The organism is Shewanella sp. SP1S2-4, assembly GCF_031932075.1.
Lineage (GTDB): Bacteria > Pseudomonadota > Gammaproteobacteria > Enterobacterales > Shewanellaceae > Shewanella > Shewanella baltica.
Genome location: NZ_JAUOET010000009.1, coordinates 83,162 through 109,665, shown reverse-complemented (window position 1 = coordinate 109,665; position 26,504 = coordinate 83,162). Strand labels below are relative to the sequence as shown.

The 26,504-nt window shown below is 49.8% G+C and carries 24 protein-coding genes; 1 reads left to right on the top strand and 23 read right to left on the bottom strand.

The genetic code is table 11. The annotated features are described in order from the left end of the window. Positions 1 to 17: 17 nt before the first annotated feature. The 23 genes from Q4Q52_RS10915 to gmk all read right to left on the bottom strand — a co-directional run bounded on the left by Q4Q52_RS10915 (position 18) and on the right by gmk (position 24,589). Positions 18 to 2,537, bottom strand: a complete 2,520-nt coding sequence (locus Q4Q52_RS10915; RefSeq protein ID WP_311990615.1) for an MMPL family transporter — start codon at positions 2,535 to 2,537, stop codon at positions 18 to 20. 2 nt (positions 2,538 to 2,539) lie between these two features. Next, positions 2,540 to 3,355, bottom strand: coding sequence for an outer membrane lipoprotein carrier protein LolA (locus tag Q4Q52_RS10910; RefSeq protein WP_311988283.1), 816 nt, complete (start codon positions 3,353 to 3,355; stop codon positions 2,540 to 2,542). Then, positions 3,355 to 3,786: an acyl-CoA thioesterase gene (locus Q4Q52_RS10905; RefSeq protein WP_311988282.1), complete on the bottom strand. Its 432-nt coding sequence runs from the start codon at positions 3,784 to 3,786 to the stop codon at positions 3,355 to 3,357. The genes Q4Q52_RS10910 and Q4Q52_RS10905 overlap by 1 nt, the downstream gene beginning before the upstream one ends. Further along, positions 3,783 to 5,357, bottom strand: a complete 1,575-nt coding sequence (locus tag Q4Q52_RS10900; protein ID WP_311988281.1) for an aromatic amino acid ammonia-lyase — start codon at positions 5,355 to 5,357, stop codon at positions 3,783 to 3,785. The genes Q4Q52_RS10905 and Q4Q52_RS10900 overlap by 4 nt, the downstream gene beginning before the upstream one ends. After that, the gene (locus Q4Q52_RS10895) at positions 5,354 to 7,225 is read right to left on the bottom strand and encodes a glycosyltransferase (protein ID WP_311990614.1); all 1,872 of its coding nucleotides are present in this window, start codon (positions 7,223 to 7,225) and stop codon (positions 5,354 to 5,356) included. Before Q4Q52_RS10895 ends, Q4Q52_RS10900 begins: the two co-directional genes overlap by 4 nt. After that, positions 7,219 to 7,623, bottom strand: coding sequence for a thioester dehydrase (locus Q4Q52_RS10890; RefSeq protein ID WP_311990613.1), 405 nt, complete (start codon positions 7,621 to 7,623; stop codon positions 7,219 to 7,221). Before Q4Q52_RS10890 ends, Q4Q52_RS10895 begins: the two co-directional genes overlap by 7 nt. Then, the gene (locus Q4Q52_RS10885) at positions 7,616 to 8,980 is read right to left on the bottom strand and encodes an AMP-binding protein (protein WP_107949591.1); all 1,365 of its coding nucleotides are present in this window, start codon (positions 8,978 to 8,980) and stop codon (positions 7,616 to 7,618) included. Before Q4Q52_RS10885 ends, Q4Q52_RS10890 begins: the two co-directional genes overlap by 8 nt. Then, positions 8,977 to 9,525 carry a hypothetical protein gene (locus Q4Q52_RS10880; RefSeq protein WP_115335698.1) on the bottom strand — a complete coding sequence of 183 codons (549 nt, stop codon included), beginning with the start codon at positions 9,523 to 9,525 and terminating at the stop codon, positions 8,977 to 8,979. The genes Q4Q52_RS10885 and Q4Q52_RS10880 overlap by 4 nt, the downstream gene beginning before the upstream one ends. After that, complete coding sequence (locus tag Q4Q52_RS10875; protein ID WP_011982196.1) at positions 9,525 to 9,773, bottom strand: acyl carrier protein; 249 nt, start codon at positions 9,771 to 9,773, stop codon at positions 9,525 to 9,527. The genes Q4Q52_RS10880 and Q4Q52_RS10875 overlap by 1 nt, the downstream gene beginning before the upstream one ends. Positions 9,774 to 9,782: 9 nt before the next feature. Then, the gene (locus Q4Q52_RS10870; RefSeq protein WP_006079824.1) at positions 9,783 to 10,037 is read right to left on the bottom strand and encodes a phosphopantetheine-binding protein; all 255 of its coding nucleotides are present in this window, start codon (positions 10,035 to 10,037) and stop codon (positions 9,783 to 9,785) included. Further along, the gene (locus tag Q4Q52_RS10865; RefSeq protein WP_311990612.1) at positions 10,021 to 10,896 is read right to left on the bottom strand and encodes a lysophospholipid acyltransferase family protein; all 876 of its coding nucleotides are present in this window, start codon (positions 10,894 to 10,896) and stop codon (positions 10,021 to 10,023) included. The genes Q4Q52_RS10870 and Q4Q52_RS10865 overlap by 17 nt, the downstream gene beginning before the upstream one ends. Continuing rightward, on the bottom strand, positions 10,889 to 11,623 hold the full coding sequence (locus Q4Q52_RS10860) for a beta-ketoacyl synthase chain length factor (protein WP_106648361.1): 735 nt from the start codon (positions 11,621 to 11,623) through the stop codon (positions 10,889 to 10,891). The genes Q4Q52_RS10865 and Q4Q52_RS10860 overlap by 8 nt, the downstream gene beginning before the upstream one ends. Positions 11,624 to 11,970: 347 nt before the next feature. Further along, positions 11,971 to 12,867, bottom strand: coding sequence for a DUF3014 domain-containing protein (locus Q4Q52_RS10855; RefSeq protein ID WP_311990611.1), 897 nt, complete (start codon positions 12,865 to 12,867; stop codon positions 11,971 to 11,973). 198 nt (positions 12,868 to 13,065) lie between these two features. Next, positions 13,066 to 15,141: an ATP-dependent DNA helicase RecG gene (recG, locus tag Q4Q52_RS10850; RefSeq protein ID WP_311906444.1), complete on the bottom strand. Its 2,076-nt coding sequence runs from the start codon at positions 15,139 to 15,141 to the stop codon at positions 13,066 to 13,068. Positions 15,142 to 15,325: 184 nt separating this feature from the next. Then, positions 15,326 to 15,922 carry a response regulator transcription factor gene (locus Q4Q52_RS10845; protein WP_311906443.1) on the bottom strand — a complete coding sequence of 199 codons (597 nt, stop codon included), beginning with the start codon at positions 15,920 to 15,922 and terminating at the stop codon, positions 15,326 to 15,328. Then, positions 15,922 to 17,001: a sensor histidine kinase gene (locus tag Q4Q52_RS10840; protein WP_311990610.1), complete on the bottom strand. Its 1,080-nt coding sequence runs from the start codon at positions 16,999 to 17,001 to the stop codon at positions 15,922 to 15,924. Before Q4Q52_RS10840 ends, Q4Q52_RS10845 begins: the two co-directional genes overlap by 1 nt. A gap of 132 nt (positions 17,002 to 17,133) precedes the next feature. Continuing rightward, positions 17,134 to 17,838 (bottom strand): hypothetical protein, encoded by a 705-nt coding sequence (locus Q4Q52_RS10835; protein WP_311990609.1) that lies wholly within the window; start codon positions 17,836 to 17,838, stop codon positions 17,134 to 17,136. 214 nt (positions 17,839 to 18,052) lie between these two features. Beyond that, positions 18,053 to 18,997: a calcium/sodium antiporter gene (locus tag Q4Q52_RS10830; RefSeq protein ID WP_311990608.1), complete on the bottom strand. Its 945-nt coding sequence runs from the start codon at positions 18,995 to 18,997 to the stop codon at positions 18,053 to 18,055. A gap of 179 nt (positions 18,998 to 19,176) precedes the next feature. Next, positions 19,177 to 20,841: an AMP-binding protein gene (locus Q4Q52_RS10825; protein ID WP_311990607.1), complete on the bottom strand. Its 1,665-nt coding sequence runs from the start codon at positions 20,839 to 20,841 to the stop codon at positions 19,177 to 19,179. A gap of 227 nt (positions 20,842 to 21,068) precedes the next feature. Then, positions 21,069 to 21,452, bottom strand: a complete 384-nt coding sequence (locus Q4Q52_RS10820; protein ID WP_006079838.1) for a RidA family protein — start codon at positions 21,450 to 21,452, stop codon at positions 21,069 to 21,071. 25 nt (positions 21,453 to 21,477) lie between these two features. Next, positions 21,478 to 23,583 carry a bifunctional GTP diphosphokinase/guanosine-3',5'-bis pyrophosphate 3'-pyrophosphohydrolase gene (gene spoT, locus Q4Q52_RS10815; protein ID WP_105251161.1) on the bottom strand — a complete coding sequence of 702 codons (2,106 nt, stop codon included), beginning with the start codon at positions 23,581 to 23,583 and terminating at the stop codon, positions 21,478 to 21,480. Positions 23,584 to 23,628: 45 nt separating this feature from the next. Continuing rightward, positions 23,629 to 23,907: a DNA-directed RNA polymerase subunit omega gene (rpoZ, locus tag Q4Q52_RS10810; protein ID WP_006079841.1), complete on the bottom strand. Its 279-nt coding sequence runs from the start codon at positions 23,905 to 23,907 to the stop codon at positions 23,629 to 23,631. 49 nt (positions 23,908 to 23,956) lie between these two features. Beyond that, a complete protein-coding gene (gene gmk, locus Q4Q52_RS10805) occupies positions 23,957 to 24,589 on the bottom strand; it encodes a guanylate kinase (RefSeq protein ID WP_311900801.1) in 633 nt (210 codons plus the stop codon). A gap of 252 nt (positions 24,590 to 24,841) precedes the next feature. Here gmk and Q4Q52_RS10800 point away from each other — a divergent pair, with 252 nt between their 5' ends. Next, positions 24,842 to 26,500 (top strand): hypothetical protein, encoded by a 1,659-nt coding sequence (locus Q4Q52_RS10800; protein WP_311990606.1) that lies wholly within the window; start codon positions 24,842 to 24,844, stop codon positions 26,498 to 26,500. The last annotated feature ends 4 nt before the right edge of the window (positions 26,501 to 26,504 follow it).

The window sequence follows — 26,504 nt, the reverse complement described above, 5'->3', positions numbered from 1 at the left end:
TACGTTCCTTGTAGTCATCAGGACTTTTTAGTCGTTAGAAGCGGATTGTTGGTTAAAGCCTGTGTTGTAGTCAAAATCAACGGCGAAAGTAAAAAGGTAAACCCTATGCCCAGCGACAGGGTTAAGCCAAAGTAGTGAATCGCTTGGGTCTGGCTAAAGGCGAGTAAACCAAAGGCCAATAGGGTCGAGCAGGCGGACATAAACACCGCCATCATCACTGCCTTGCCGTGGTTCTGGGCTGAGGCAAAAAACAAGCTGTAGTCTATGCCAATCCCGAAAACTAAAATGAGCGCCAGTGCATGGAACAGACTCAGTGGCGAGCCCGTTAAGCCTAAAGTTGCGAGCGTGAGCAAGGCCGCAAGGGCTGGCATGGCAACCACAACCGCCGCTTTTTTAATGCCGAAATTCAGGCTAAACAGCAAGAGTGCGATGCCAAGAGCAAGGGCTAACAGCTTTAGGGTTAACAGTCGGTAGTGGCCCATGACGGCGGAGATATCCGCGACTTTATCGATAAGTTGTACGCTTTCATCATGGGCAAAACGCGCCTTAAGGGCATCGATTTGTTGAATGCCGCCAAGGAGGACTATTGCACCATAATCAGCTCCATAATCGGCACCCTGATCTGCTCCATGTTCCGCGCTCACCCCACCATCATTTAGCGCGCCATTGCTGACTGGACTGTTAGCCTCATTCGGCGCGAGCCACAGCGGCGCGAGTTGCTTGCCTGCCCCTAGTGTAAAGAATGCTGCTGGCGTGATGTAAGCTGTTTTCGTGGCCAAATAGGCGGCTTGCAGTTCTGGCTTTAGATTTTCATCCAAACCAAGGCTTGTGAGCACAGTATCTATCTGAGTTTGATAGATTTCGCCCTGTAAGTGGTAAGCCGTGTCTTGTTTTCGATGGCTAGGCAGATAACGACTGAGGCTGACATAGTTGCCTAACTCTTGGTTAGCGATAGCGGCATTGAGCATGGGTGACACTCGCTCAAGCTGCTGCAGCAACGCTTCTTCGCTCGGTGCGCGTACCAATAAGAATTGATTGTCTGTGCCGCCACTGAGTAACTGGCGTAGCTGGTTTTCTGGCTCAGTTACGCTTGCAGGGCTTTGCTGTAAATGACGAATATCGTCATCGACGGTTAACTTTGTTACGCCGCCAAGACACCAGATTAGTATCACCAAAGCAAACATGCCCATGCCTAACGGCGTGGTAAATCGTTTCGATAACTGAATGAGACAGGCAAGGTAAGTCCCCGCGAATGCTAATGGGCGGGAGCCTTCAGGCAAGCGACTGCCCGCGAGCAGCGGGTAGGCGAGAATGAGGGTGAGATAGGCCCCAAGCAGCCCCGCGGCGCAGAAGATGGCGACTTGCTGCATGCCGGGAAACGGTGCTAAACCTATGCCGACATAAGCCAAAGCGCTAGTGATAAAGGCGAGTGTCACCGTTGGGAATATATGCGCCACTGTGGCCTTTGCGCTCCGCTCTGTATCGCTTAAGCGCTCGCAGTAAAAATGAAAACTGTAGTCGATGGCAATGCCAATCAAGCTAGTGCCAAACACTAAGGTGAGTAAATGCAGCTCGCCAAATACGGTTAAGGTAAAAGTCACGGCGAGCAACAGTCCGCTGGAAATGGTGACAATCGCCAACAGTAGCGGCATTACAGAACGAAACGCCAGCCAGACTAAAGCTATTACTCCAAGTAAGGATGCAAGACCAAGGATCGAGATTTCACTCTTAGCCGTTTGTGTTGCCGCAATCGCGTGAAACAGAGCGCCAGCCTTAAGCACATTGATATCGGGATAGCTTTGTTTAACCGCATCCAATCCTTGGGTTAATGCCGTCATCTGCGCTAATTGCGCATTGGGATTAAAAGCGCTTTCTCGCCCCTTTGCCATGACGACAGCGGCAACATTATCGCCTTGATTCGCGAGCAGTATCCCTTGGCTGGCTCTGACTTTTGAACTCGGCGCGAGGGCGAGTAAATTGGCTGGGAATAACAGCAGCGGATCTTGGGCGAGCAAGTTGCTATTGGCGTAACTAAATGCGTTGTAAAGCTGCGCCGTGGCTGCCTCAATCAGACTTTCAATATTTTGGCTGGCTAACGCTTCAGCTTGCGGCTCTGTCAGGAATTTAAATCTGTGGGGAAAATAGAATTGCCCTAGCGCTTCACCGAGCTGTATATCGGCGCTGCGGATATCCGTTAGCGCGCCTTGCTTACCCCTTGCAACAAGGTCGTCTTCAAGCGTTTGCATCAACAGTTTTGCCGCAGCGATTGCTGTGGTTTCGTTCTTGGCGACAAGTGCAATATAGACTTGGTCGGCGAGCGTCGCTTCTACTTGGTTAAGGGCGCGCTCTGTGAGTTTGTCTTGCTGTAAATGCGGCAGCATGGCGAGGATATTGCTCTGCACCCGTGCGCCGTTTTGCCAGAGTTGCAGCGTCCACAGACTTGCAGACAGCATCAATAGCAACCAAATGGCGAGGCGCCACTTGGGGGGGGATTGCATTAGCGCTTGACTGGCGCGCACGGCGAAGTTGGAGGCCATGGTTAAGGTTTATTCGCCTCGAGCGCTAACGCATACTGCGCTAATTCGGTTTCGCTGAGTGCTCCTTGGGAAAGCGCACTAAAGTCGATGCGGGTCATATCCTGTGGTGTCACATTCGGCGCGGCGCTCAGCAGCACTAGGGATTGCAAGGTATCGCCACCCTCTAACACCATATTGGTGATGGCTTTTTTCATTAAGGGATCTTTGGGCGTCAGGCCTAATTGCCATTGGCTGTTTGGACTCAAGTTCTCTGGGCTTAACTTCTCAGGGCTTAACTTTTCTGTGTTTAACTTGTCTGAGTTGAGGAAGTGCAGTTCGAAGTTTTCGCTTAAACCGGAAATATCCCCGCCGAGCATAGCGCGCACTAGGCTGGGCAATAAATCGCCCATAGCGGCGGCGCTCGCCGAGGCATCGGCCTTGCTGACTTGGACTCGACCTTGGCTATCGCGCTGAATAAGTTGCTTATCTTTTAAAATCAGCAGGGATTCAAAGGGTTTTATCTGTTGCCAGATCAGCCCTTGGGTTTGATCGAAGATAAACTGACCTTGGCTGATTAACGGCTTTTTGAGCACCTTTAACTGCCGAGATTGCACAAAGTGGCCTCGCACCGTTTCGCCCAAGTTAAGTTTTTTGCTCAGGGCGACAAGTTGCGTGGTATCTGCACTTTGGCTAAAGAGTGCTTGATAAGCGCCGGGCGTGGCAAGCTTGTCACTTAAGGCTTCGGCCTTGAGTGGCAGGCTGCTTATCAAAGCAAAAGCTAAGCAGAGAAATAATGCACACTTTGTTGGTACAGGGATCTTCGTCAGCAAGGGGTTCATTAGTCATCCACCTTAGCGAGCAGGGTGGCGATTTTGTCACGGAACACATCTGGGGTAACGAAGCACAATTCTTGGGTGCTCATATCGACCGCCGCTTGAATGGTATAACCCTTAGTGATGCGCGCACCGGTTTCGACATCGCGAATTTGATAATTGATCTTTAAGCGGTTTTCCCACTCGACTAACTCGGCGCGCACTGTGATTTTTTGCTCGAAGGTGCTGGCTTTGACGTACTTAATCTGCAAATCGATAATCGGCCACGCATAGTTAGATGCTTGCATCTGTCGATAGTTATAGCCCAGCTCATCGAGCAGTTTGCAGCGAGCAATCTCGAAATAACGCAGGTAATTGCCATGCCAAGTGATCCCCATGGAATCCACATCGTGGAAGGGAATTTGCATTTCCATATCGATAGTGAGCAATGATTTCATCGGCACACTTCCCATTCGCCCGCTTGGATTTTAGCTATGGTTTGGCGCAGCACGGCTTCAAGCGGCCTATCTTCAATTAAGGTCTCAAAATCACCGCGCACTTGGGCGAGGGTTTTCGCCAATGAAGGTGTGAGCGAGGCTTCGTCCAGTTCATTTTGGGCGATACGCAGGCCAATACCTTGGGTCATGGCGAGCAATGCAGCTGCGGCGACTTGTTCGGTCAATTGCAGCACGCGCATACAGTCGCGGGCGGCGATAGTGCCCATGCTGACTTTGTCTTGGTTGTGGCATTCGGTCGAGCGTGAGAACACACTGGCGGGCATAGTGTGCTTGAGCGCTTCTGCCGTCCAAGCCGACACGCCAATTTGCACCGCTTTAAAACCATGATTAATCGCGCGGCGCGGGCCGGTTGAACCGGATAAGTTAGCAGGTAAGCCATTGTTAAACTTAGGGTCCATCACTAGCGCCATTTGGCGGTCGATAAGATCGGCTAAGTTGGCCACAGTATTTTTCAGTGAATCCATCGCAAAGGCGATATGGCCGCCGTAGAAATGGCCACCGTGGAGAATATGCTCGCCTTCGCCGTCGACAATCGGGTTGTCGTTGGCGCTGTTGACTTCGGTTTCGATAAACTGACGCATAAACGGCAGCGCATCCTGCAACACGCCGATAATGTGCGGTGCGCAGCGGATGGAATATCTGTCCTGCAGACGATCCGAATTACGTGGATGTTCGTGGTGATTCAAATCTTCACGGATCCAAGTGGCGATTTGGTTTTGCCCTGGATGCGGTTTGGCGGCAAATAAGATTTCATCAAAATGGTTCGAGTTGCCTTTTAGGGTTAACGAAGCCATAGCGGTAATGCGACTACTCAAGCGAGCAAGATATTGCGCGCGATCAAAGGCTAAGCAGGCTAAAGCTGTCATCACAGCCGTGCCGTTCATCAGGGCTAAGCCTTCTTTTGGACGCAGAACATGTGGGATGATGTTGAGCTTAGCGTACACATCTTGAGTCGCTTGGCGCTCACCTTGGTAAATCACTTCGCGCTCACCGACTAACACGGCGGCTAAATACGACAAAGGCGTTAAATCACCACTGGCGCCGACCGAACCTTCCTCTGGGATCACTGGCACTATGTTGAGATTCAGCAAGGTTTCGATGCGCTTTAATAGCTCATAGGTCACGCCAGATTTGCCAATGGCTAAGGAGTTTAAACGGCAAGCCATCACAGCGCGGGCCTGCATTATGCTTAAGGTCTCGCCTAAACCGCAGCCGTGGAAGCGGGTTAAATGCAGTGGTAACTCGTGGACCAGATCTAAGCTCACATTGACTGTGCAAGAGTCGCCATAACCTGTGGTTACGCCATAGACCACGCCTTCTTCGTGCAGCAGGCTATCGATAAAGCGCGCACCTTTTTGGATATATTCTTGATAATCCGCATCATCACAGAGCTTGACTGGCGCGCCTTTGGCGACGGCAACCACTTGTTCTAATGTGAGATATTGACGGCCGAACTCAACAGTCTGTAGGTCTGATTGACTCTCGGAGTCGGCTGCTTTGGTGTGGCTCATGAATGCTGTGTCCTGTCTGTCTTATGATCCTGCTCTGGGATCGGCGATGATGCTGAAGTTGTCGGTAACGGATTAGGCTGTACTAAATGCGATGGGGTGCGTTGTAGCTCGCTGTCTTTGCGCCAAAAATCGAAGAAGTTAAACCATTGCAAAGGCTCGCGTCTGGCAAAGTATTCTAAACGTTCGCTGTAGCGGTTCACGGCCTGCTGTAATCTGTCCATTCTGCCCGATCTTGGGCCTTTCAGTGTTTCGGCGAAGCGTTCTAAATGCACCCGATAACGACCTTGTTCCCGCAGGCAAAACATTAAAAACACAGGGCAATCGAGTAAGCCCGCCAAAATAAACGGCCCTTGGGGAAACGCGGCATCTTGGCCCATAAACGGCGCATACATGACGCGGCCTTGGGTATTCGATGAGGTTCTATCACCCGCAATCACCACCAGTTCACCGTCTTCTATCTTTTGCTGCAACAGCATAGACGTAGCAGGATTCAGCTCGGTCACTTGAATAAGATTGAGCGTGCTATCTGGGTTTAACTGTTTGAGCACCTTATTGAAGTTTTCCGCATGGCTAGTTAGCACCATGACGTTCACTTTGACTTTGCGCTGGTGGATTGAAATGGCGCGGCAAAGTTCTAAATTACCAAGGTGCGACACTAATAACACCGCGCCTTTGCCGCTTTCGAGCTGATCGGCCAGCACTTGGCGGTCGGGGAAATCCACTTGGCTCAATTGGATACGATCGCACCAGGCATCGATTCTATCGAGTGCGGCATTGCCAAAGGCTAAAAAGTGATTCAGGCTATCGTGCCAACCTACGGGCTGATTGAGCTTAGGATGTTGCGGCTCAAGTATTTGCACGCGGCGCAGAAAATCTAATGAGGCTTCACGGGTGACTTTGCCTGTGAGGAAAAAATAGCAAATCACCGGATACATAATGGCGCGGCACAACCAATGGCCGCCAAAGCGATAGCTCTCGGCTAACAGTTTGATGCCCCAGTAACTGCCGCGCTCCTTCATGCCAGACCAATGGGTAGCTGAAGTTGATGATGTTGCTGACGAGCAATGGGGAGTTTGTGCGGCTTGTTGCTGCGATTTACGCTGTGATTTACGCTTCAATAGCCAAGGCAGGCGTTTGAGCATGCCGAAAAACAACTTAGTGTGCAGCTTAGTGATGCGCACATTATCGGCCACAGCTTGAAAGTGACTGACGCCGCCTTCGGGATAAATCACCTTAGTCGGTTGGAATAGAATCTCTACCCCTTGCCAGTAAAGTTTAACCAGGATTTCGATATCAAAATCCATTCGCTCCGTTAAGGCTTGCTGGCACAGTAATCGCTCGGTGGCGGCCAGCGGATAAACGCGAAAGCCACACATAGAATCTTGAATATCAAAGCTTAAGGTTTCGACCCATACCCAAAAATGGGTTAAGTAGCGGCCATAAAGCCTGCCCTTAGGTACAGATTCATCGTACTCAGGCTTACCCGAAATCAGCGCATCGGGTTTAGCTTGTGCCCTTGCTAACATAGCCGGAATATCGGCGAGATTATGTTGACCATCGGCATCGACCTGCAGCGCATGACTAAAGCCATCGCGGTAGGCACGGCGCAGCCCTGTCATCACAGCGGCGCCCTTACCACGATTGTACGGATGCAGCAGTAAAGTCACCCAAGGATAGGTTTGGGCTAAGGATTGCAGTAGATAACGGGTTTCGTCATTGCTGCCATCATCAATCAAATAACAGTGCAGATTAAATTGGGCGAGATCGGCCAAGGTCTGGGCAATCGCGGCGCTGTGATTGTAATTGGGGATCACTAAGGCGAGTTTGATTGGCGCCGACTCAACAAGGTCGCTGGGAGGCGTTAGCACGTACTTGCCTCATCGCCATTGTTGGCAGCAGATTTGCTGTTAACGGGCGTGCTATCAAAGGCGATACGGCCTGAAGCGTAACGGTTTTCACCATCATTATAGGCGAAGGTGAGTTTTGCCTTAGCTGCATTATTGCTAATGCTTAAGGTGACTTCTTGGCCCGGCAATATGAGTTGCTGAAACTTAAGCACTTCTAAGTTAGCGACCGCCTCTGAATAACCGAAATGTTGGCAGCCTAAACGCACCGCCCAATCTAATTGCGTCACGCCCGGCAACACGGCTTGTTCGGGGAAATGGCCGTTAAAATATTCAAGGTCGGCCGCCACTAACAGACGTAATTCAATGTTATCAATGCCGATATCGGAATGCAGGATCGGCGGTAAACTCGATTTAATCATGATCAAATAACTCGACTAACTGGGCAGTGACACGCTTACCCTGAGTGTTAAGCGGTAAAATATCCGGATAACGCCAGCGGCGTGGCAGCGTGACGCGCTCAAATTGGGTCAGTAAATGTGCTTTTAGGGCATTGTTAATACTGAGTTTACCTTGTTCTTGCAGTACGTTTTTACCGAGTTCAGACAGGGTTACAACCGCACCCAGTTGGGATTTAAACTGTGGTAGCACTACCAGAGCGGCTTGCTCAACGTAGGCGTGGCTGCACATGAGGGTTTCCATTTGCGCGAGCGACAGGCGCTTCTCTTCAATCTTAACGATGCGATCGAGTCGGCCTTTGAGCCTAAACTGGCCATTCTCGGTTGGTTCGATTTTATCTTCGCAGCGTAGCCATTCATCGTCGGCCAAATAGGGCGATTTCAGCAGCAGGGCGCCGTCGGTCGGATCTTGATCTATTGAGATGCGGTCAAACACTTGCCAAGGTTCATCGGCCTCATGCTGACGGCGATAGGCGATGCCGCCCGTTTCTGTGCTACCAAAGATTTCGATGGGCAGATGACCATAGCACTGGTTGACGCCCTTGGCTGCGGCAAAACTTAATGGCCCGCCAGAGCTAAATACTAAGCTCGGTGAGCGCAGTTGCCGCTCGTGCTCTAGCGCTTTAGGCAGGCGCGATAACTGGGCTGGGCTACTGATCAAACACAGGTTTGGCAGTAAGGCAGTGTAATAACTTAAGGTTTCAGGGTATTCAATCTGCTCGCTTAAAAACGGTCGACTGGCGGCGAGCGGCCACAAAATCTTGAATAACAGACCGTAAATATGCTGGTGGGAAACCGTGGATACTACGCTGCAATGGGGCAAATGCTCGGCAAAAGTATGTTCGAGCACAGACACTTCGACATCTAACTGTTCAAGTGTTTTACGGATCGCCTTAGGTTCGCCGCTGCTGCCAGAGGTAAAGAGCACTAACTCACCGATAGCCTCGCTCGCGGGCCAAGGTTTGTTGGGCAGGCTCAGTTCCTTTTTCAGCAACACAAAAGCTTGGCATTCGCACAAAGGCTTGTCTGACAAGATGCCATCAAACTGGTGCGTTAACTCGCTCAAGGTGCCGGTTTGGGTGTTGGGAGGCAGGATAATTTCTTTGCCCGCTAACAGCGCAGCACATAATCCGACGGCAAACAGATCGCTGGTATCACTCGCGAGCAGCCATTTTTTCTCGGGCGCGGCGAGCAGTTGCTCGTAAAAATACGCCACCTGATTGGTAAATAATGCACCTGTGACTATGTCGTGGTGATTAAAGCTGATCAGTTGTTGGGCAAAGGGCCCTTGGGTTAACCAGTTTTTGAGTAGCTGTGTCATGTTTTCTTCAACCAAAAGCTGCGATATAACCACTCCCCACCGAGGAGCAGTCCCATGAGTACGTATGCAATCAAACCGTTATACAAGGTCCAGGTTGCTAAGCTAGTAAAGCCAGCGGTATAAGCCGCCATCGAGCCATTTAAGATAAATAAGCCGCACCAAAGTAGGGTGACTTTTTTAAGATACGGAATGGCTTCATCCGGTAAATCGGGTTCTTTCAAGCGGGCTAAACGCTCGATCATGCATGGGCCAGTGTGCAGTGAATAACTGAACAGAGCCAGCATAGTCAGATTTATTACCACAGGGTAATACAAAAGCCAGTCGCTGCGCTTGGCAAGATAACTGCCTGCCGTAAGCGCAATCCCCACCAACAGGGGCAATACTAACGTCTTAACCTTTTGCTTTTGTAGCATTAACCGCACAATCAGCAATAAACACAGCACGAGCGCTATGGTGCCAGCAGGCAAATAATTCAGCCCGAAATACACGGCAACCGGATAGGCCAGCAATGTGAGGGCGGTTAAGACTTGTAGCAAGGCGCGCATCAGTCTTTAACTAAACCTTCGATGGCATTCACCACATCGTTGACTGTGCGAACGGATTTAAATTCATCGGGTTGGATCTTTTTACCTGTCATTTGTTGCAGCTTTATCACTAAGTCGACGGCATCAATACTGTCGAGATCGAGCTCTTCATACAGGTTGGCTTCAGGCGTAATTGCCTCAGCCTCAATTTCGAATTCGTCCACTAAAATAGTGGTCAGCATGGCGAGGATTTGTTCACGATTTTGCATATTCCTCTCCTATGGACGCTGGGATTCGATAAAGCTAGCTAAGCTGGCAACACTGTGGAAATGGGCCTTAGTGGCATCCGAGTTCGCTTCGATTTTAACATCAAATTTTTTCTTGATGGCTAAGCCGAGTTCGAGGGCGTCGATAGAATCTAAGCCTAGACCTTCGCCAAAGAGCGGCGCATCGGTTTCAATATCATCAATACTGACGTCTTCAAGATCGAGACAGTCGATGATTAACTGCTTTATTTCATTGTTTAAGTTCATAATTATTTTCGAGTTGTTGTTTATAGTAGTGTTCAAGATCCCGCGTCAGCTGCCGGGCCATTTTTGCATGCTCACCTAAAGCCGCTTGGTACTTTTGGTAAGAAACTGTTGCGCCGATTTCAACGGCCATCCCCATGGTTTGCCTTGGGATCTCATACCAAGGTTGCTCCTTTGTCAAACCACGGACATTGGTACGCAGCATCACAGGTAAAATATCTGCTTCGGCCCTTAAGGCAATGTTGGCGGCGCCGCGGGCAAAGTCGTTAATGGTCGCGCCGACAACCGTGCGTGTGCCCTCGGGGAAGATAATTAAATTGGTGCCCCTCGCGAGCACTTCGCGGCAATCCTCTAGCATAAGTTCGGCGCCGCGATTGGGAATATAACCCGCGCAGGACACGACACCACGCAAAAACGGATTACGCCATAAACCTTGTTTGACTATGCAGCCCGCATTGGGCATGAGGCTTATCAACACGACGACATCCACTAAGCTGGGATGATTGGCGATAACGATAACGCCTTTTGCGTCGTGTAATTGTTGTGCTCTGTGGGTGCTAACGTGGATCACGCCCGCCCAAGTGAGCATGGCGACAAAGCCTTTGAACATCAGATGCACGGCCTTTTGGACTCGAATAATCCGCGCCTCGGGTGTGCCTGGCCAAAAACGCAGCAAAGGCAAAATGGTCAAGGAGCTTAATAAGCCGCCTAAGCCAAAGGCGATATAACAACTCACGCCACCGAGCCAACGTGGCACATAATTCAGCCCTGCGCGGCGAGTTTCCGGCGGGGTATAAGCGGCATTGTGCATTGAATCTTCATGGCTATTGGTAGCGTCATGGCTGTGGGTTGTATCAAACATGCTCTAGCTTCCAATGCCATTGGGATAAGCAGCCTGAAATATTTTGCGTTGTCGCTAGGGCGTGGATAAAAGCGCCATAGGTCAAAGGGTTTAATGCTGTCGACTCACAGATGCGGCTGACAGTGAGCTTGACTGAAGCGGGCGCATCGAAGGGCGCGAGCTGTAAGCCGAGGGCCAAAGGCAATTCAAATTCTTGGGTAAACTCATCGTACACAGGTGGCACAGGATCATCACCGAACACTAACAGCAAGGGTTCTGGCGATTGGTGTAATTGGGCGAAGGCTTCAACCATAGCTTGTGATAGGGTTTCGGTACCTGCTGCAACTGAGGTCGATGGCGCGGTATTGGCTGCCACTATGCCAAAAATGCCACTAGCGGTATTGTGTACCGACTGACTAAAACCTAAGGGCGATAAGGGCTGTTTGGCGATAATGTCTTCGAGCAGTCCTATGGTGCGTTGCAACTCACCATGGCGCGAGGCAAAAATTGAGCGGCAGTTCGCCGGCATATCGCACTGAAAACTCACCTCTAACATCATCTTAGTTAAGCGACTAAAACGGCGGCGCTGCATGGCAGGAAGGTGTTTGAGTGCGGGAGCTGTACTATCAGACTGTGACGTACCGAGATTTAATTCAGCCGAATTCTTGCACCAAGTTTGCCAACTTTGCGGGTGCTGATATTGGGGAGACCAAGCGCCCCAAGAGAGAATGCTGAATGTTAGTTGCACTACTTTGCCTCGACACTAAATTTAAGCTGTCTTAGTTATCCCTAACTAAGTTAGAACATTGATGGATTGTCATACCATAGTGAGGTGTAAACGCGTTTGATGAATGACGCTGGAATGACCTCTACAGCGGGGTCATTCTACACTATGCCCCGCGTTTTTATGAAGCCATTTGCATTGTATGGGTTAATGCAATGGGATCAAGTGCTGCGATTTTCGGCAGTTAGATCGAATTTGTGTAACAAATATCGCAATGGCATTCTCATTCGACAGGCTTTTTTATCCTAGCGATTTACGGTCAAAATGAAAAAGGCGCACCGAGCGCCTTTTGTCTTCACCACGGCAAGGTTTTACTGCGCCAGTTGGTTCTCGAGTTTGCGTAGGGCTACTTTTAGCTTGCGGGTATTTTCTGGCCCCATACGGATCAGCAGTTTTTGCGCGCTGGGTAGTGCCTCTAAGTTAGGGTCAACAAATTGATAGTTAACGCTAATAGAGCTCAGCTCAATCGGATCTTCAATGATAGGCGCCGCGAGCAGTATTTTAATCGCTTGCAGCATTCTGTCGTTGAATTTAGCGTTGCTGTAGCCGAGTTCGGTAAAGGCTTCCTCTAGCATAGGCGTCATTTGCTTATAGGTGACCATTAACGTCTGTTCGTCCATTTTGGCAATCGAGTCAACATAGGCATCGTATCTGTGGAAACCCTCAGGATTTAAATACACTTTGTTGGTGATTTCAGAAACCGAGAAATGCTTCTCTGGGCCTTTGAGTGGACTCACTTTTCGGGTTAATTCGCCCTGAGCTAAGTTATCGACAAACACCACAAATTGGCGCGCGAGATCTTGCTGCACTAATGCAGAACCCAGCACATTGTTATCGATAATGGCGAGGGCTTTTTGTTGTACGAATGCATCACTTTCAGCCAGTGCAGGTACTGGTTCAGCAACCACTTCAGGCTCAGTTACCGCAGGGGCTTCTGTGCTGTTGGTGTTTGTTTCTGTAACGGCAGGCGTCGTCTCAGTGGTTTCTGGTTCTTGCGCACTTTCGAGCGTCATTGGCTCAGATGGCGGTGTTTCAGGCAATACAATTGGCGCGTTAGGGATGAGTTTAGGTGAATCTGAGTCACCGCTGTAGTAATAATATCCTCCGGCAGAAAGTAGCACGACGAGCACTATCGCAAAAAGCGCAAAGCGATTACTGCTAGAAGAAGTCTCTTGAGGTGTTATTCTATCATATTGATTAACTTGCATTTTACATCCTTCGCTTGAGTGTCAAGGTAACTTGGTGAATACATGCAGCTAACATTAAAGTGCAAGAGCGGACTATTGGAATACCGCTGGTTCATTTTGCAAGTTTCCATGCGCTTGTCTATAGCGCTTAGCTGAACATAAACAATTTATTTTGAGTATCGAGGCAGATGTCACTCCTCGGCCTTTACCCTTTACTGCCTAAGCCTGCACATAGTGCTGCTTGTGCCCGAGCCAACGTAAGATAATCGCATCGACTTTTTCGGGGGTCTGCGCCATCACATGATTTGCCAGTTTTTGAATATGCGGGATCAAGGCTTGATCGCGCACTAAGTCGGCAATTTTCAGCTCGGCCAGTCCCGTTTGCTTAGTGCCAAGCACTTCACCCGGGCCACGAATTTCTAAATCTTTCTGCGCTATGATGAAACCGTCATTACTTTGTCTGAGTACACTCAGTCTTTGAGTGGCGGTATGGCTCAATGGCGCCTTGTAGAGTAACACACAATGACTTGCGATGGCGCCTCGGCCGACTCGTCCGCGTAGTTGGTGTAATTGCGCTAAGCCTAAACGTTCAGGGTTTTCAATGATCATCAGGCTGGCATTAGGCACGTCTACGCCGACTTCAATCACTGTTGTCGCCACCAGAAGATGAATGATGCCCGCCTTAAAATCGGCCATGATTTGTTGTTTCTCAGCGCTCTTCAACCTGCCATGCACGAGGCCGATATTGAGCTCGGGTAGGGCGAGGCGCAGTTCTTCGGCCGTGTCTTCGGCGGCTTGGCATTCGAGCACTTCGGATTCTTCAATTAGAGTACACACCCAATAGGCCTGACGTTTATCTGTGATGACGGCGTTACGCACCCGTTCAAGCACTTCGTTGCGGCGTGAATCGGCAATCGCCACTGTGGTTACTGGAGTTCGTCCCGGCGGCAATTCATCGATAATAGAAGTGTCGAGATCCGCATAGGCTGTCATCGCTAGCGTGCGCGGGATCGGCGTTGCCGTCATGATCAATTGATGCGGATGGAAACCTTGGCTCACGCCCTTTTCCCGCAGACCTAAGCGTTGGTGTACGCCGAATCTGTGCTGCTCATCTATGATAATTAACGCGAGTTTATTAAAGACCACATGCTGCTGAAAGATGGCATGGGTGCCAATCACCATTTGGGCTGCGCCGGATTCAATATCCGCAAGGGATTGCGCTCTTGCCTTGCCTTTAAGTTTACCCGCTAGCCAACCGACTTTAAGCCCGAGTGGTTCAAACCAAGCGGCAAAGTTAGTTGCATGCTGTTCGGCCAATAGCTCTGTTGGCGCCATCATGGCAACTTGATAACCGTTTTCAATCGCTTGCAGCGCAGCCATCGCCGCGACTAAGGTTTTACCTGAGCCCACATCCCCTTGCACTAAGCGCATCATAGGGTGCGGCTTTTCTAAATCTTTGCCTATATCGGCCACCACTCTTTGCTGGGCGCCCGTGGGCTTAAAAGGTAAAGCGGCAAGGAAGGGATTGAGCAATTGCCCCGTGGCATGCATGGTGACAGCAGCGTCTAAATTACTGCGCTGCCTTAGGCGTAGCATGCTGAGATTATGGGCGAGTAATTCTTCCTGCACGAGTCGCTGCTGTGCTGGGTGTTGGCCTAACTCTAAATCGAACTGAGAGATCCCCGCAGGAGGTCGATGCAGCGTCTGCAGCGCTTGTTTAAGGCTGATGTTGTTTGGTTGCAACTGCGGTGGCAGCAGCTCAGTTAAGCCGCCATCTTCCAGTAATACCAAAGCTTGCTCGGTCAGCTTGAGCCAACTCGCCTGTTTTAAGCCCTCAGTTGTGGGATAAATCGGCGTTAGGGTATCGCTCAGGTGAACATCTTCACCGGGATAGACGACTTTGTATTCTGGATGCACTATCTCGGCTTGGTGACCACCACGGCGCACTTCACCGTAGGCTCGGATCATTAAACCATTTTGCATGGCATTACGCTGGGCGACGGAAAAGTTAAAGAAGCGCAGGCTCAAGCTACCCGTATCGTCCCGCACATTGCAGACCAGCATACGCTTGCGGCCTTGGATGATTTGCGTCGATTGGATTTCAGCTTCTATGGTGCCGTAACTGCCGGGCATAAGGGCGGCAATCGGATAGATTTGGGTTCTGTCTTCGTAGCGCAGGGGTAAGTGAAACAGCAGATCTTGTACTGTTGTGATGCCGAGCTTTGCGAGTTTCTCCGCGACCTTTTTGGCGACGCCTTTGAGGTCGGTGATCGGAACAAGATCCAATTGCTGCAAGTCGTTAGCACTCAATCACTGTGAATTTATACATATATTAACAGAGAATAAGCGTAAGGCAATCTCAAGCAGAATGAGGGACTTATTTGCCAGCCTAGTTAACGTCAGTTTGCGGCCCTTAGGTTTCGGCTAAGGCCGCAAAAATTGTCGATATGAACGAAAGAGTAGTTAACCGTGAGCGTGATTACAGCCAGCCCTTTTGTTTGGCGATGCGTGCTGCATCGATTCGGTTGCTAGCATTGAGTTTAGCTATGGCTTCGGAGAGGTAGTTACGCACTGTGCCTTCGGCGATAAAAAGAGTTTCGGCGATGTCGGCGGTGGATTTGCCTTCACTGGCGAGGCGTAGGGCACGGCGCTCTTTATCGTTGAGTGGGTCGACGTCACCAATTGCCATCATGGCCAGTTCAGGATCGATTACCCGTTTACCCGCCATAACTTGTTGAATCGCGTTGACTAAGGTTTCTGAGGGCGCATCTTTTAGTAGAAACCCGCCGACACCGGCTTCGATGGCGCGTTTGATATAGCCCGCGCGGCCGAAGGTAGTAATGACCACAACTTTAGTTTGGCTATGTTGCTCCTTTACCCAAGTTGCCAGCTCAAGGCCTGTGCGCCCGGGCATTTCGATATCTGTTAGCAAGAGATCAAAACTTTGCTGCTTGAGTAGGTTAAGGGCTTCGTCGCCGTCACTCGCTTGGGTGATATTAAAGCCTCCCGCAAGCGTGAGGAGTGCTGCGAGTGCGCCACGCACCATGGCTTGATCTTCCGCCAATAAAATCTTCATTAATCTGTTGCTCCCTGCAAAGGTAAACTGACGGTAAATGCATATCCTTGTTCGAGATTATAGCTCAAGCTGCCACCTAAAATGTCGAGACGTTCGCGTATGCCAGTGAGGCCATTGCCTTCGGCGATAGGTTTACTTGTGCCATTATCTTTGACTTCAAGGATTAGTCGATCTGGCTGTTGAATAAAGTCGATAATACATTGACTTGCGCCGCTATGGCGTAAAATATTATTCACCAGTTCAGTGACAATTAACCCTAGCTGACTCTCCATTCTGGCAGGTAATTTGGGGATACTGCCTGTTAGCTCGACACTGATCCCTTTTTCCCTCAATAGTTTACACAGTTGTGTCACGCTATCCGCGAGTCCTTTATGTTTGTAATCCGATACAGTATGGCGAATTTGGCTGAGGCTCTCGCGGGCGATTTGACCGAGTTCATTAAGCTGGGTAGTGGCCAGTTGGTATTCCTGTTTTTCCAGCAGTTTTTCGGCCAGTTCCGCCTTAAGCGCAATCGAAGATAAGCTGTGGCCCATAATGTCGTGTAGATCGCGCGCGATACGCTCACGCTCAAGCATAGTGGCCAAGGTGGTAATTTCTTGGGCACTTTGCTGTTCTTTTAATTTATGTTGATGACGCCTGCGTTCGGCTACGCCAAACATGCCTACACCGAGCACTAATCCTGAGCCATAAAGCGGAAAGTAGTAACTGTTAAAGTCGTAAATCTCATTGAGGGCAAACAACAGGCCGATTAAGGTGGCAATAGCCAACAGACAGGTTCTGAGAGGATAAAAAAAGCCAATGAAAAAAGCGGCAAAGGTGAATAACGAGATAGATCCCGGGTTGATTGGGGTGATTGCTGTGGCGATGGCCACCATCATCAGAATGGGGCGATAGGCGCTATTCTGATTGCACTTATAGGCCCAAAAATAACTGGCAATAAAAGGAATGAGCACGGCAAAGCTAAGTGCGATTTTCCATGCTGGATACGCATTGATGGCAAGCGGAATAAGATAAAACACTAAGTTTATCAAATACACCCAAGCGAGTTTTCGTTCGAGCTGAAGATGCGTGCTTATCATAATGCCTCTATGAAACTGTGTTGATTGTTAATCGTTAATCATTGAATGCCCGAAGGTGGCATCTGTGTTGATTTATTCTGTTTAGGGATTGGCGCTGGGGTCAGCGCCATCAGTCCCTGTTAACAATGGGATCTAGTTTGCACTTAATTGCTGATTTTGTTGAAGCAAAAATTTTGCCCAACCGTAATCTGCTTGCACTTTGATGGCTTGATGCCAATCTTCAATCGCGCCTTGGGTATCGCCTAATTCCTGTTTAGCGAGTCCGCGCCAGGTATAAGCTTCGGCTTCGCCCCAACAAATGTCGTCGCAAGGTTGGGCGAATCTTTCTATGGCGGTAGTGGCGAGCGTCTTAGCATTTTGCATGCTGCCGCCAAACATAGCTGGGGTGTTATAGGCGGCGATGGCTTTCACCAATGCGACCCGCGGATTGTGAGGTGCTAATTGTTCGGCGTTGGCAATGGCATTGGCTGATTTCATCCCGAGCGTTGCGCCTTTGCTATTGTCTAAAGCGATTTGCATGCCATAAACCGACGATAACAGCGCTAGGGATTCGGCGTCAGCTTGGCTGGTTTCTAAGGCTTCCAGAGCCGTTTGCGCATTGGTCAGAGCACTACTGGCGAGGGCTTTTTGTCCCATGACATTGGCGCTGATGGCTAAGCGATAGTTCGCATAGGCTTTATCGTAATCTTGGGTGCTGGCACTCAGTTGTTGCAACTGCGCTAGGTTCATCGAGTTTGAGGCCGTATCTATGCTGGTGATATTGGCATTAGAGGGCGACGCTGCAAACGCGTGGCTGCTGATAAGCGCTAAGCTTGAGACGATTAATAATGTTTTCATGGTATTTCCTTATTGAGTGAGTTTCCCAGTGCTTGGGTACGGACTCATTATCAGAAATTCGACAGGAGAAATGCAGACACAAAGGTCATGGCTTTCGCATGACAAATGTCATTAGTTGAAGGGTGTTAAACTTGTCTTTTTTTAAAAGTGCGAAACCCAGATAGCAAAACACCGGAGAGGCTCCGGTGTTTCAAGTGGATATTACCGCTGGGTGTTATACCAAAGCTTGAGCGCTCGCTTGGTTAATCAGGTAACCCATATAACCTAAATAGGTCAGTAGCAGCACAGAACCTTCGCGGCGGCCGATACGTAATCCCGTCCATGCAAAAGGCAGAATCACTATGGCTAAGGCTAACATCACCATAAAGTCGAAGGGTTGGAAACCGAGTGACGATACAGGATGCACTATGGCGGTAACGCCTAAAATACCCAAAATATTGAACAGGTTAGAGCCAACAACGTTACCGATAGCGATATCGCTTTGACCTTTTAGTGCCGCAATTACTGAGGTCACTAACTCTGGCATACTGGTGCCAATCGCCACGATCGTTAAGCCGATAATGACTTCACTCACGCCGAAGGTTTTTGCTAAATCGACTGCGCCGTTTACAAACAGAATACCGCCGCCAACTAACATGCTAATGCCGATTAGGATGAACAGGCCAGAAAGCAGTGGGTTATTGGGACCCGCTTCAATTTCTTCCTCATTATTGCTGTTTTTCGAGCTGATATAGCTAAAGGTTAAATATCCAACCAGTAGAGAAAGCAAAACCACACCGTCAATTAGGCTGAGTTCACCGTCTAACAAGAGTCCCCAGAACAGCATAGACGCCAAGATCATCAAAGGGATATCGCGCTTCACTACTTGAGATTGCACTTGGATAGGGCGGATTAAAGCCGTGATCGCTAAGATCAAACCTATGTTGGCAATGTTGGAGCCGATAACGTTACCTAAGGCGATACCACTGTTTCCTGCGAGGGCAGATTTGACACTCACAGCCAGTTCGGGTGCGCTAGTACCAAAGGCAACAATAGTTAAGCCTATGATAAGTGGCGTAATACCTAAGCGTAGGGCGATAGAACTCGCGCCACGGACTAGGGCTTCGGCGCCTAAGGTTAAAATAATAAAACCGCCAATAATCGAGAGTGTAATTAGCATCACGGGACTTTGTTAAACCTATATTGAATGGGAAAGTACAAGGGAATCATCCCTTAGCCGACAGACGCATATGATACGTGGTTTTATCGAAATTTGACAGAATATGTCATAAAAAAGCACGCCGAGGCGTGCTAGATTTGAGCCGATAACCACATTGGCTATCTCTATGTTTTGCCGAGTTATTTCTGCGTTAACTCATCTTCCCAGCGAACTTGAGCGCCACGAATACCATCAACGCGTTCGCTAAACGCTTTTTCAAGCACATGGCGTTTGATCTTCAGCGTCGGCGTTAGCACATCGTTTTCAATCGTCCAAGGATCGCTAACCACGATAATCGCATCCACATGTTCATGTGACTCTAAGTGCGGATTCACGCTATTGAGTGTCGCCTTGAGTGAAGCGCGGACTTCTTCGCGGGCCTGCAAACTAGCGCCTTCGGATAATTGCACTAATGCGATCGGATGCGGCAGGCCAGAGCCAATCACGCAGATCAGTTCAACATGCGGGTCCTGCGCCAATTTACGTTCGATAGGCACGGGCGCGACATATTTTCCCTTGGCGGTTTTGAAGTTGTCCTTCACTCGGCCAGTAATGGTCACGCAACCATCGGCATCAATAGAGCACAAATCGCCAGTGTGGAAGAAACCATCGGCGTCGAAGGCTGCTGCAGTGGCTTCGGGCTGTAGATAATAAGCCGTCATCAACCCTGGACTCTTAAGCAGTAGCTCACCATCTTCACCTTGGCGGATCTGACAATCCTCAACCGGGCGACCCACAGTGCCAATTTTACGGGCATCGAAGGGGTAGTTGATAATCGAGTAGGCGCAGTTTTCTGTCATACCCCAAGCTTCACAGATATTCAGACCAATGCTGTGATACCAGTGGATCAGCGACGGCGGGATCGGCGCAGAGCCAGAGCCGAGTAAACGACAATGGTTCAAACCTAAGCCTTTATGGATTTTGTGCTTCACTAAGCTGCTGATTAACGGGATCTTCAGCAATAGATTCAGTTTACTAACACCAATTTTGTCTATGATGTTTTTTTGGAACAGGCTCCACAAACGCGGCACTGAGAAGAATACCGTCGGTTTTGCCCTTTGCACGTCGGCGACGAAGGAGTCGAGACTCTCGACGAAGGCGACCACGCTGCCGGAATAGAAGGATGAACCTTCAATCGCGACGCGCTCTGTGATGTGCGCTAAAGGCAAATAGGATAACAGTCTGTCATTGCCGTCGGTGCGTAAATCACGCACTACCGCTTGGCAGGTCCAGCCATAGCTAGCGAAGGTTTGAATCGCGCCCTTAGGTTGACCCGTTGAGCCAGAGGTATAGATAAGTGTCATCACTTGTTCAGGCGTCGGTAGCGGGGCATCAACTAGGGGATAACCTAGTTTAAGTAATTGTTCCCATTGATATTGGGCTGGCATTGTATCGTAGGGCATAGCAAGACGTAGCAGCTCGCCGCCGACACCGGCTTCTTGGTCGGCCCAATGGTCGAGCTTGCCGAGGAAAATGGCTTTTGCACCGCTGTGTTGCAGCACATAGCGAATGGTATCTGTGTTGGCCGTTGGGTAAATCGGCACGCTAACATAGCCGCCGTGCATTAACGCGAGGTCGGTGATAAACCATTCGGCGCAGTTTTTAGAGAGTACGGCAATCTTATCACCGCGCTCTAGGCCTAGATGCTGTAAGGCACCGGCCAGTTGCTGCACTTTTTCTTGAACTTCGGCCCAAGTAAAATCAAGGAATTGACCCTTGATAGGTTGGCGTAAATAGACTTGATCCCCCTGAGTCTTAGCCCAGTGCGCCAGCATTTCAATTGGCGTCTTAATCGCTGTATCCATTGGCAATTCCCTGTTCTTTATTGTTATTTTGGCTGCACCCAGTATGGCGAGTTTTGTGAGCCCGCGCAAATAGTTTACAGGATTGTAAAATATGAGAATGGAGCACAAAGCCTACAAGCTGAGTATGAAAATAAGATGAAGAGAATGGCAAGCGGAAACGAGGAGGGGGGCGGCAACAAAAAAGGCGCCGCAGCGCCTCTTTGTTGGTTGAAGTGGAATACCAGAGCTTACAGCTCCATCACGCCATCCATTTCAACTTGAGAATCCTTCGGCAATTGCTTCACGCCGATAGCTGCACGGGCAGGGTAGGGCTGGCTGAAGTAACGGCTCATGATTTCATTCACTTTTGCAAAGTGGCTTAAATCAATCAGGAAGATGTTGAGCTTAACGATATCGTTGATTGAACCGCCAGCAGCAGTACAAACGGCTGTTAGGTTTTCAAATACTTGCACCACTTGCGCTTCAAAATCATCGCTGACAATTTGCATTGTGCTTGGCACAAGCGGAATTTGGCCGGATAAATACACTGTGCTGCCGACTTTGACGGCCTGTGAATAAGTGCCGATGGCCGCAGGGGCGTTTTCGGTCGCTATAATGATTTTTTCTGCCATGACGCTCTCTCTAATGTTGAGTTAATTAACGATTACGGGACGTACGCAGCACTTCGGGCAGTACCCTAATTCGGCGCATCACGTTGGCTAAATGGATCCTGTCTTTCACCGAAATCCGCAGGTTGATCAAATACACGCGGCCATCTCGTTCCTCTGTACTGAGGTTGTGAATGTTCGAGCCTTCGGCGGCAATGATCGAAGTGATCTTCGCCAGTGCGCCTTGGTGGTTAACGATTTCGACCCGCAGGTTGGCTTGGTAATCAACGCCTTCGACATTATCCCATTGCACAGGAATATACTTGTCAGGCTCGCCTTGATAACCACGAATGTTGGCGCAGTTTTCCATGTGCACCACTAAGCCCTTACCTTGGCTCACGTGGGCAATCACGGCATCACCAGGGATGGGGCGGCAACAGTTAGCGAAGGTAACGAGCATGCCTTCGGCGCCACGAATTGGCATCATGTGGCCGTCGCGGCTCTCTTGATTCTCAAGATTATCGCCAATCAAACGCTGGGCGATAACAATACTCATGGCATTGCCAAGACCGATATCGGCGAGCAGCGAATCGAGCGTGGTATGTTTAGTATCGCGGATCACTTTTTCAATCTGCTCAGGCGCAATGCTGTCGAGTTTAGTTTTGCCTAGCGCATGGTTGAGCAGGCGGCGACCGAGTGCAATCGCATCATCACCTTTAAGGCTTTTCAGCACTTGGCGAATTTTAGCGCGGGCCTTACCTGTTACCACAAAGTTCAGCCAAGCGGCATTAGGACGGGCGCCTTTAGCGGTAATGATTTCAACGGTTTGGCCTGAAATTAACGGTTGGCTAAGCGGATACGCTTGGCGGTTAACACGGGCTCCGACGCAAGTATTACCCACGTCCGTATGCACTTCGTAGGCAAAGTCTACCGCGGTGGCATTGACGGGTAATTCCAGAATGCGACCTTCAGGGGTGAACACATAAATCTCTTCAGGGAAGAGTTCAGTCTTCACGTTTTCAACGAATTCGAATGAGGTGCTAGCGCTTTGTTGTAGCTCCAACAAGCTTTGCATCCACTTACGGGCACGCACTTGAGTCGTCGTGCCTTGGCCTGTTTGCGCACCGCCTTTGTAGGCCCAGTGTGCGGCGACCCCTTTGTCGGCCATCTGATCCATATCTTCGGTACGAATTTGGATCTCAACGGGCACGCCGTGTGGACCAAATAAAGAGGTATGGAGTGACTGATAACCGTTGGCTTTAGGGATAGCGATATAATCTTTGAAACGACCGGGACGAGGCTTGTACAGTCCATGCATGGCGCCAAGTACGCGATAACAAGTGTCGATGGAATCGACTATCACCCTAAAGGCGTAAATATCCATCACTTCTTGGAATTGCAGCTCTTTACTCTGCATCTTGTTATAGATGGAGTAGAGGTTTTTCTCGCGGCCTTTAACTTTCCCAGGAATACCAGCATCGTTTAAGCGCGTATAAACAGCGGCTTCAATGCCTTGGATCAATTCTTTGCGATTGCCACGGGCGGCTTTAACGACTTCTTTAAGCACCCGATATCGCATGGGGTAATACGCTTGGAAACCTAAGTCTTCTAACTCTGTCTTGATGTTATGGATACCGAGACGGTTAGCGATGGGCGCGTAGATTTCTAAGGTTTCGCGGGCGATACGGCGACGTTTGTCGGGACGCAGGGCGCCTAAGGTACGCATATTGTGGGTTCTATCGGCAAGCTTGATGAGGATAACGCGGATATCCTGCGTCATCGCCATCATCATTTTACGGAAGTTTTCAGCCTGAGCTTCTTTCTTGTCGCGAAATTTAAGCTTATCGAGTTTTGACACGCCTTCGACGAGCTCGGCCACCGCGACACCGAATAGTTCGGCTAAATCGTCTTTGGTGACATGAGTATCTTCGATAGTGTCGTGGAGCAGTGCTGCCATCAGCGTCTCATGATCAAGACGCATGTCAGCAAGGATGCGGGCAACCGCAACCGGATGAGTAATATAAGGTTCGCCACTCGTGCGCATTTGCCCTTCGTGGGCATCGCGCGCAATCTGGTACGCCTGCTTGAGCAATTCTACCTGTTCGGGTTCTAAGTAACCGGAAGCAGACTCCTTTAGACCTTCAAACAGATACAAGTGGCAGCTCTCCTTTTACCTAAACAGGTGTTTACTCAACAACTCTTATAATGAACGGCCTTCAGCAATGGCTGAAACTGCTGCAATTTCAGCGGCTTCACGTTCACGTACCGTTTGACGCTCATCGGCATCTAAGGTGTGAGCGTTAACTAAACCTAGTTCGATTTCACGCAGGGCGATAACCGTTGGTTTGTCGTTCATCTCTTCAACCATAGGGTCTTTACCCTGCACGGCGATTTGGCGAGCACGACGCGCCGCAACCAAGATCATATCAAAACGGTTGCCGATTTGTTCTACGGCGTCTTCTACAGTTACGCGAGCCATGTGTTGAAACTCCAGTTTATCTAGGGAAAAAATGACGCAAAATTGTACACTATGACAGTTGGCCTGCCAACAGATCGTTAAGCATATCATTTTGCGCGTGGATCTGACTAGCACAGGTTAAGCGCTGACTGCGAATGATGGCACGCAAATCAGCTAACGCAGTGTCAAAATCGTCGTTGACGATAATAAAATCATATTCTTTATAGTGGGACATTTCCGATACGGCTTGTGCCATACGGCTGGCGATCACATCGCTACTGTCTTGTCCACGGCCAGTGAGGCGGTGTTCTAGCTCGGCTTTCGAGGGTGGCAGAATAAACACACCAACGGCATCGGGCATCACAGCTTTAACTTGCTCGGCACCTTGCCAGTCGATATCGAGGAAAACATCGATACCTTGGGTGAGCGTATGCTCAATCACATGGCGCGAGGTACCATAGTAATTGCCGAACACTTCTGCCCATTCAAAAAAGGCATTTTCAGCAATTAACGCTTTGAATTGTTCAACATTAACGAAGTGATAGTGTTGACCATCGACTTCACCTGGGCGTGGCGCGCGGGTGGTATGTGATACCGAAACCTGCATGTCAGCGGGCTTGTCTTTAAGCAAGGCCGAGATCAGCGAGGATTTACCTGCGCCACTTGGCGCCGACACAATAAATAAATTTCCGCGTGCGGTCATGAGCTAAATATCCAATTGGTTAACGCAAGAAGGGCCCAGAAAGCCGAGCATTATACCGATTTTGACCATAGAAATACTAGGGCTTGTAGGCCAGCAATTTAAGCCTATTTTAGATTTACTTCGATATTATGCGCATTTTTATCCGACTAGGGTCGTAGGCACTGACAATTGCGGGTAAATTGGTTACGCTCGTGCGAATAAGGCAATGAGTGTCTTTTTGTATCTCGTTTTTACAACAATAAAGGAAGGGTCGTGCTGTTAAAATCTCTTTTCTGCCTTCACGGGCGTGATTCTCGTCCCCGCTTTGTCGCAATCAGTGTTGGCGTTTACGTCTGTATTGCACTTGCCGCCGCTGCTTTTGGGGCTAATTTCCTGATGTATTTACTGGCATTGTTGGGCTTACCTTTATTAGGGCTCGCCAGTTTGCGTCGTTTGGCCGATGCCGATAAGTCAAAAGGCTTGATTGGCCTATTCCTATTACCCTTATTTATTTTCATCGGGCTGTTAACGGCCGATGTGCATATTGCCTTAATCGGCTTGAGTTTAGTGTTAGCCGCTGGACTGACATTTTGGGGCTGGCGTTTATCTGCGCCAACCATAGTCGATTATCGCTATGGTTATTTCGGCCCTGAGCTGGATGCGCCGACATCGCAAGCTATGCCTAGGCGCCGTGTGGAGCCGACTATCGTTCCAAAGGCGGCTAAAGAAATAGAAACTCCAGACGTTGCCGCAAGACAGGCAGCTAAATCGACCGCCCATATTCAAGCGCAGCCTCAAGTTGAGCGACATGAACCGCATGTTGAGCTGTCGCATGCGCAGGCCATTAGCGCCGCAACGGCCTCTGAGCCAGTGGTGGATTTATCTGCCCATGTTGAACCCATTGCCGCTAAACCAATAGTCGCTGAATCAACGGTCGTAGAATCTACAGTCGCTGAACCTATAGTCGCCTCGACGATAAGCGCAGCGGATGCCGAACTTGAAGCCCAGCGCCAAGATGAACTGCGCTTCGATGCCCTTACTCGGATGACGCAGAATCCTGCCGATTTTGTGGTGCCCGACAGTCATGCGGATTTTCGCCCAGCGAATGCTAGCCGTATTGAGCAGACCAATATTGATTTAGTCGACGTTGATGTCGCCAATGTTGATTTAAAACATGTCGACTTTAACGCCGCCCAATTAGATCCTGCCGAACGCAGTACAGAACCCGGTTGGCGTTTTGCCGCCGAAGAAGATGACGAGCCGGGCAGCTTTAACGATCGAGATCATGCCGAAGAAGTACGTCAACGCCGCGCCGAAGCGAAAGATTCAGGGTCGATGACCGAGCTGTTTCGCGGTTTGTTCGAGTTTTTAGCGCCGCTAAAGCGGTTCTTCGTACTACCTAAGATTAAGCTGCCTAAACTGGAACGCCGTTATTGGCGTCCTGCGGGGATTGGTTGTGGTGTTGTAGTCTTGTTCGCCTTGGTTTGGGGTCTTTGGCCAAATGGTGATGCTGAGACGGGTGATGGCGCTGAAGTGGTCACGGTTAACGCGATTGCGCCCTATGCAGGTGAGCGGGTGACGCTCGCGTTACCTGACGGCTTTTCTGTGGCGCTGGAGGATGACATCTTGATCATGCGTTGGCTCGGTGAGAAAGGTAAAGCGCAAAACCTGTGGTCCTTAGCGACGGCAAAGGGCGATAAAACCTGTAGCCTGTTGTCCTTTAACAATGGCACTGACTATCGCCCTGTGACTGTGGATTTGAAAGCCGACTCAGCTACCGAGGCGCGATTCACCCCACTTGATACCCAAGCCATCATAGTTGACCTTGCGCGCCGTGGCAGTATCAGCCTGTGTGGTTATAAGTTCAGCCTTAAGGGCAGCCAAGCGATATTGGAACAGAATCGCACTTTTGGTGATTACATAGCGCGTTGATTTA

Excerpts from the sequence above, each read along its gene's own strand:
- Q4Q52_RS10915 (WP_311990615.1), bottom strand. The coding sequence starts at position 2,537 with ATGGCCTCCAACTTCGCCGTGCGCGCCAGTCAAGCGCTAATGCAATCC.
- Q4Q52_RS10910 (WP_311988283.1), bottom strand. The coding sequence starts at position 3,355 with ATGAACCCCTTGCTGACGAAGATCCCTGTACCAACAAAGTGTGCATTA.
- Q4Q52_RS10905 (WP_311988282.1), bottom strand. The coding sequence starts at position 3,786 with ATGAAATCATTGCTCACTATCGATATGGAAATGCAAATTCCCTTCCAC.
- Q4Q52_RS10900 (WP_311988281.1), bottom strand. The coding sequence starts at position 5,357 with ATGAGCCACACCAAAGCAGCCGACTCCGAGAGTCAATCAGACCTACAG.
- Q4Q52_RS10890 (WP_311990613.1), bottom strand. The coding sequence starts at position 7,623 with ATGATTAAATCGAGTTTACCGCCGATCCTGCATTCCGATATCGGCATT.
- Q4Q52_RS10885 (WP_107949591.1), bottom strand. The coding sequence starts at position 8,980 with ATGACACAGCTACTCAAAAACTGGTTAACCCAAGGGCCCTTTGCCCAA.
- Q4Q52_RS10880 (WP_115335698.1), bottom strand. The coding sequence starts at position 9,525 with ATGCGCGCCTTGCTACAAGTCTTAACCGCCCTCACATTGCTGGCCTAT.
- Q4Q52_RS10875 (WP_011982196.1), bottom strand. The coding sequence starts at position 9,773 with ATGCAAAATCGTGAACAAATCCTCGCCATGCTGACCACTATTTTAGTG.
- Q4Q52_RS10870 (WP_006079824.1), bottom strand. The coding sequence starts at position 10,037 with ATGAACTTAAACAATGAAATAAAGCAGTTAATCATCGACTGTCTCGAT.
- Q4Q52_RS10865 (WP_311990612.1), bottom strand. The coding sequence starts at position 10,896 with ATGTTTGATACAACCCACAGCCATGACGCTACCAATAGCCATGAAGAT.
- Q4Q52_RS10855 (WP_311990611.1), bottom strand. The coding sequence starts at position 12,867 with ATGCAAGTTAATCAATATGATAGAATAACACCTCAAGAGACTTCTTCT.
- Q4Q52_RS10845 (WP_311906443.1), bottom strand. The coding sequence starts at position 15,922 with ATGAAGATTTTATTGGCGGAAGATCAAGCCATGGTGCGTGGCGCACTC.
- Q4Q52_RS10840 (WP_311990610.1), bottom strand. The coding sequence starts at position 17,001 with ATGATAAGCACGCATCTTCAGCTCGAACGAAAACTCGCTTGGGTGTAT.
- Q4Q52_RS10835 (WP_311990609.1), bottom strand. The coding sequence starts at position 17,838 with ATGAAAACATTATTAATCGTCTCAAGCTTAGCGCTTATCAGCAGCCAC.
- Q4Q52_RS10830 (WP_311990608.1), bottom strand. The coding sequence starts at position 18,997 with ATGCTAATTACACTCTCGATTATTGGCGGTTTTATTATTTTAACCTTA.
- Q4Q52_RS10825 (WP_311990607.1), bottom strand. The coding sequence starts at position 20,841 with ATGGATACAGCGATTAAGACGCCAATTGAAATGCTGGCGCACTGGGCT.
- Q4Q52_RS10820 (WP_006079838.1), bottom strand. The coding sequence starts at position 21,452 with ATGGCAGAAAAAATCATTATAGCGACCGAAAACGCCCCTGCGGCCATC.
- rpoZ (WP_006079841.1), bottom strand. The coding sequence starts at position 23,907 with ATGGCTCGCGTAACTGTAGAAGACGCCGTAGAACAAATCGGCAACCGT.
- gmk (WP_311900801.1), bottom strand. The coding sequence starts at position 24,589 with ATGACCGCACGCGGAAATTTATTTATTGTGTCGGCGCCAAGTGGCGCA.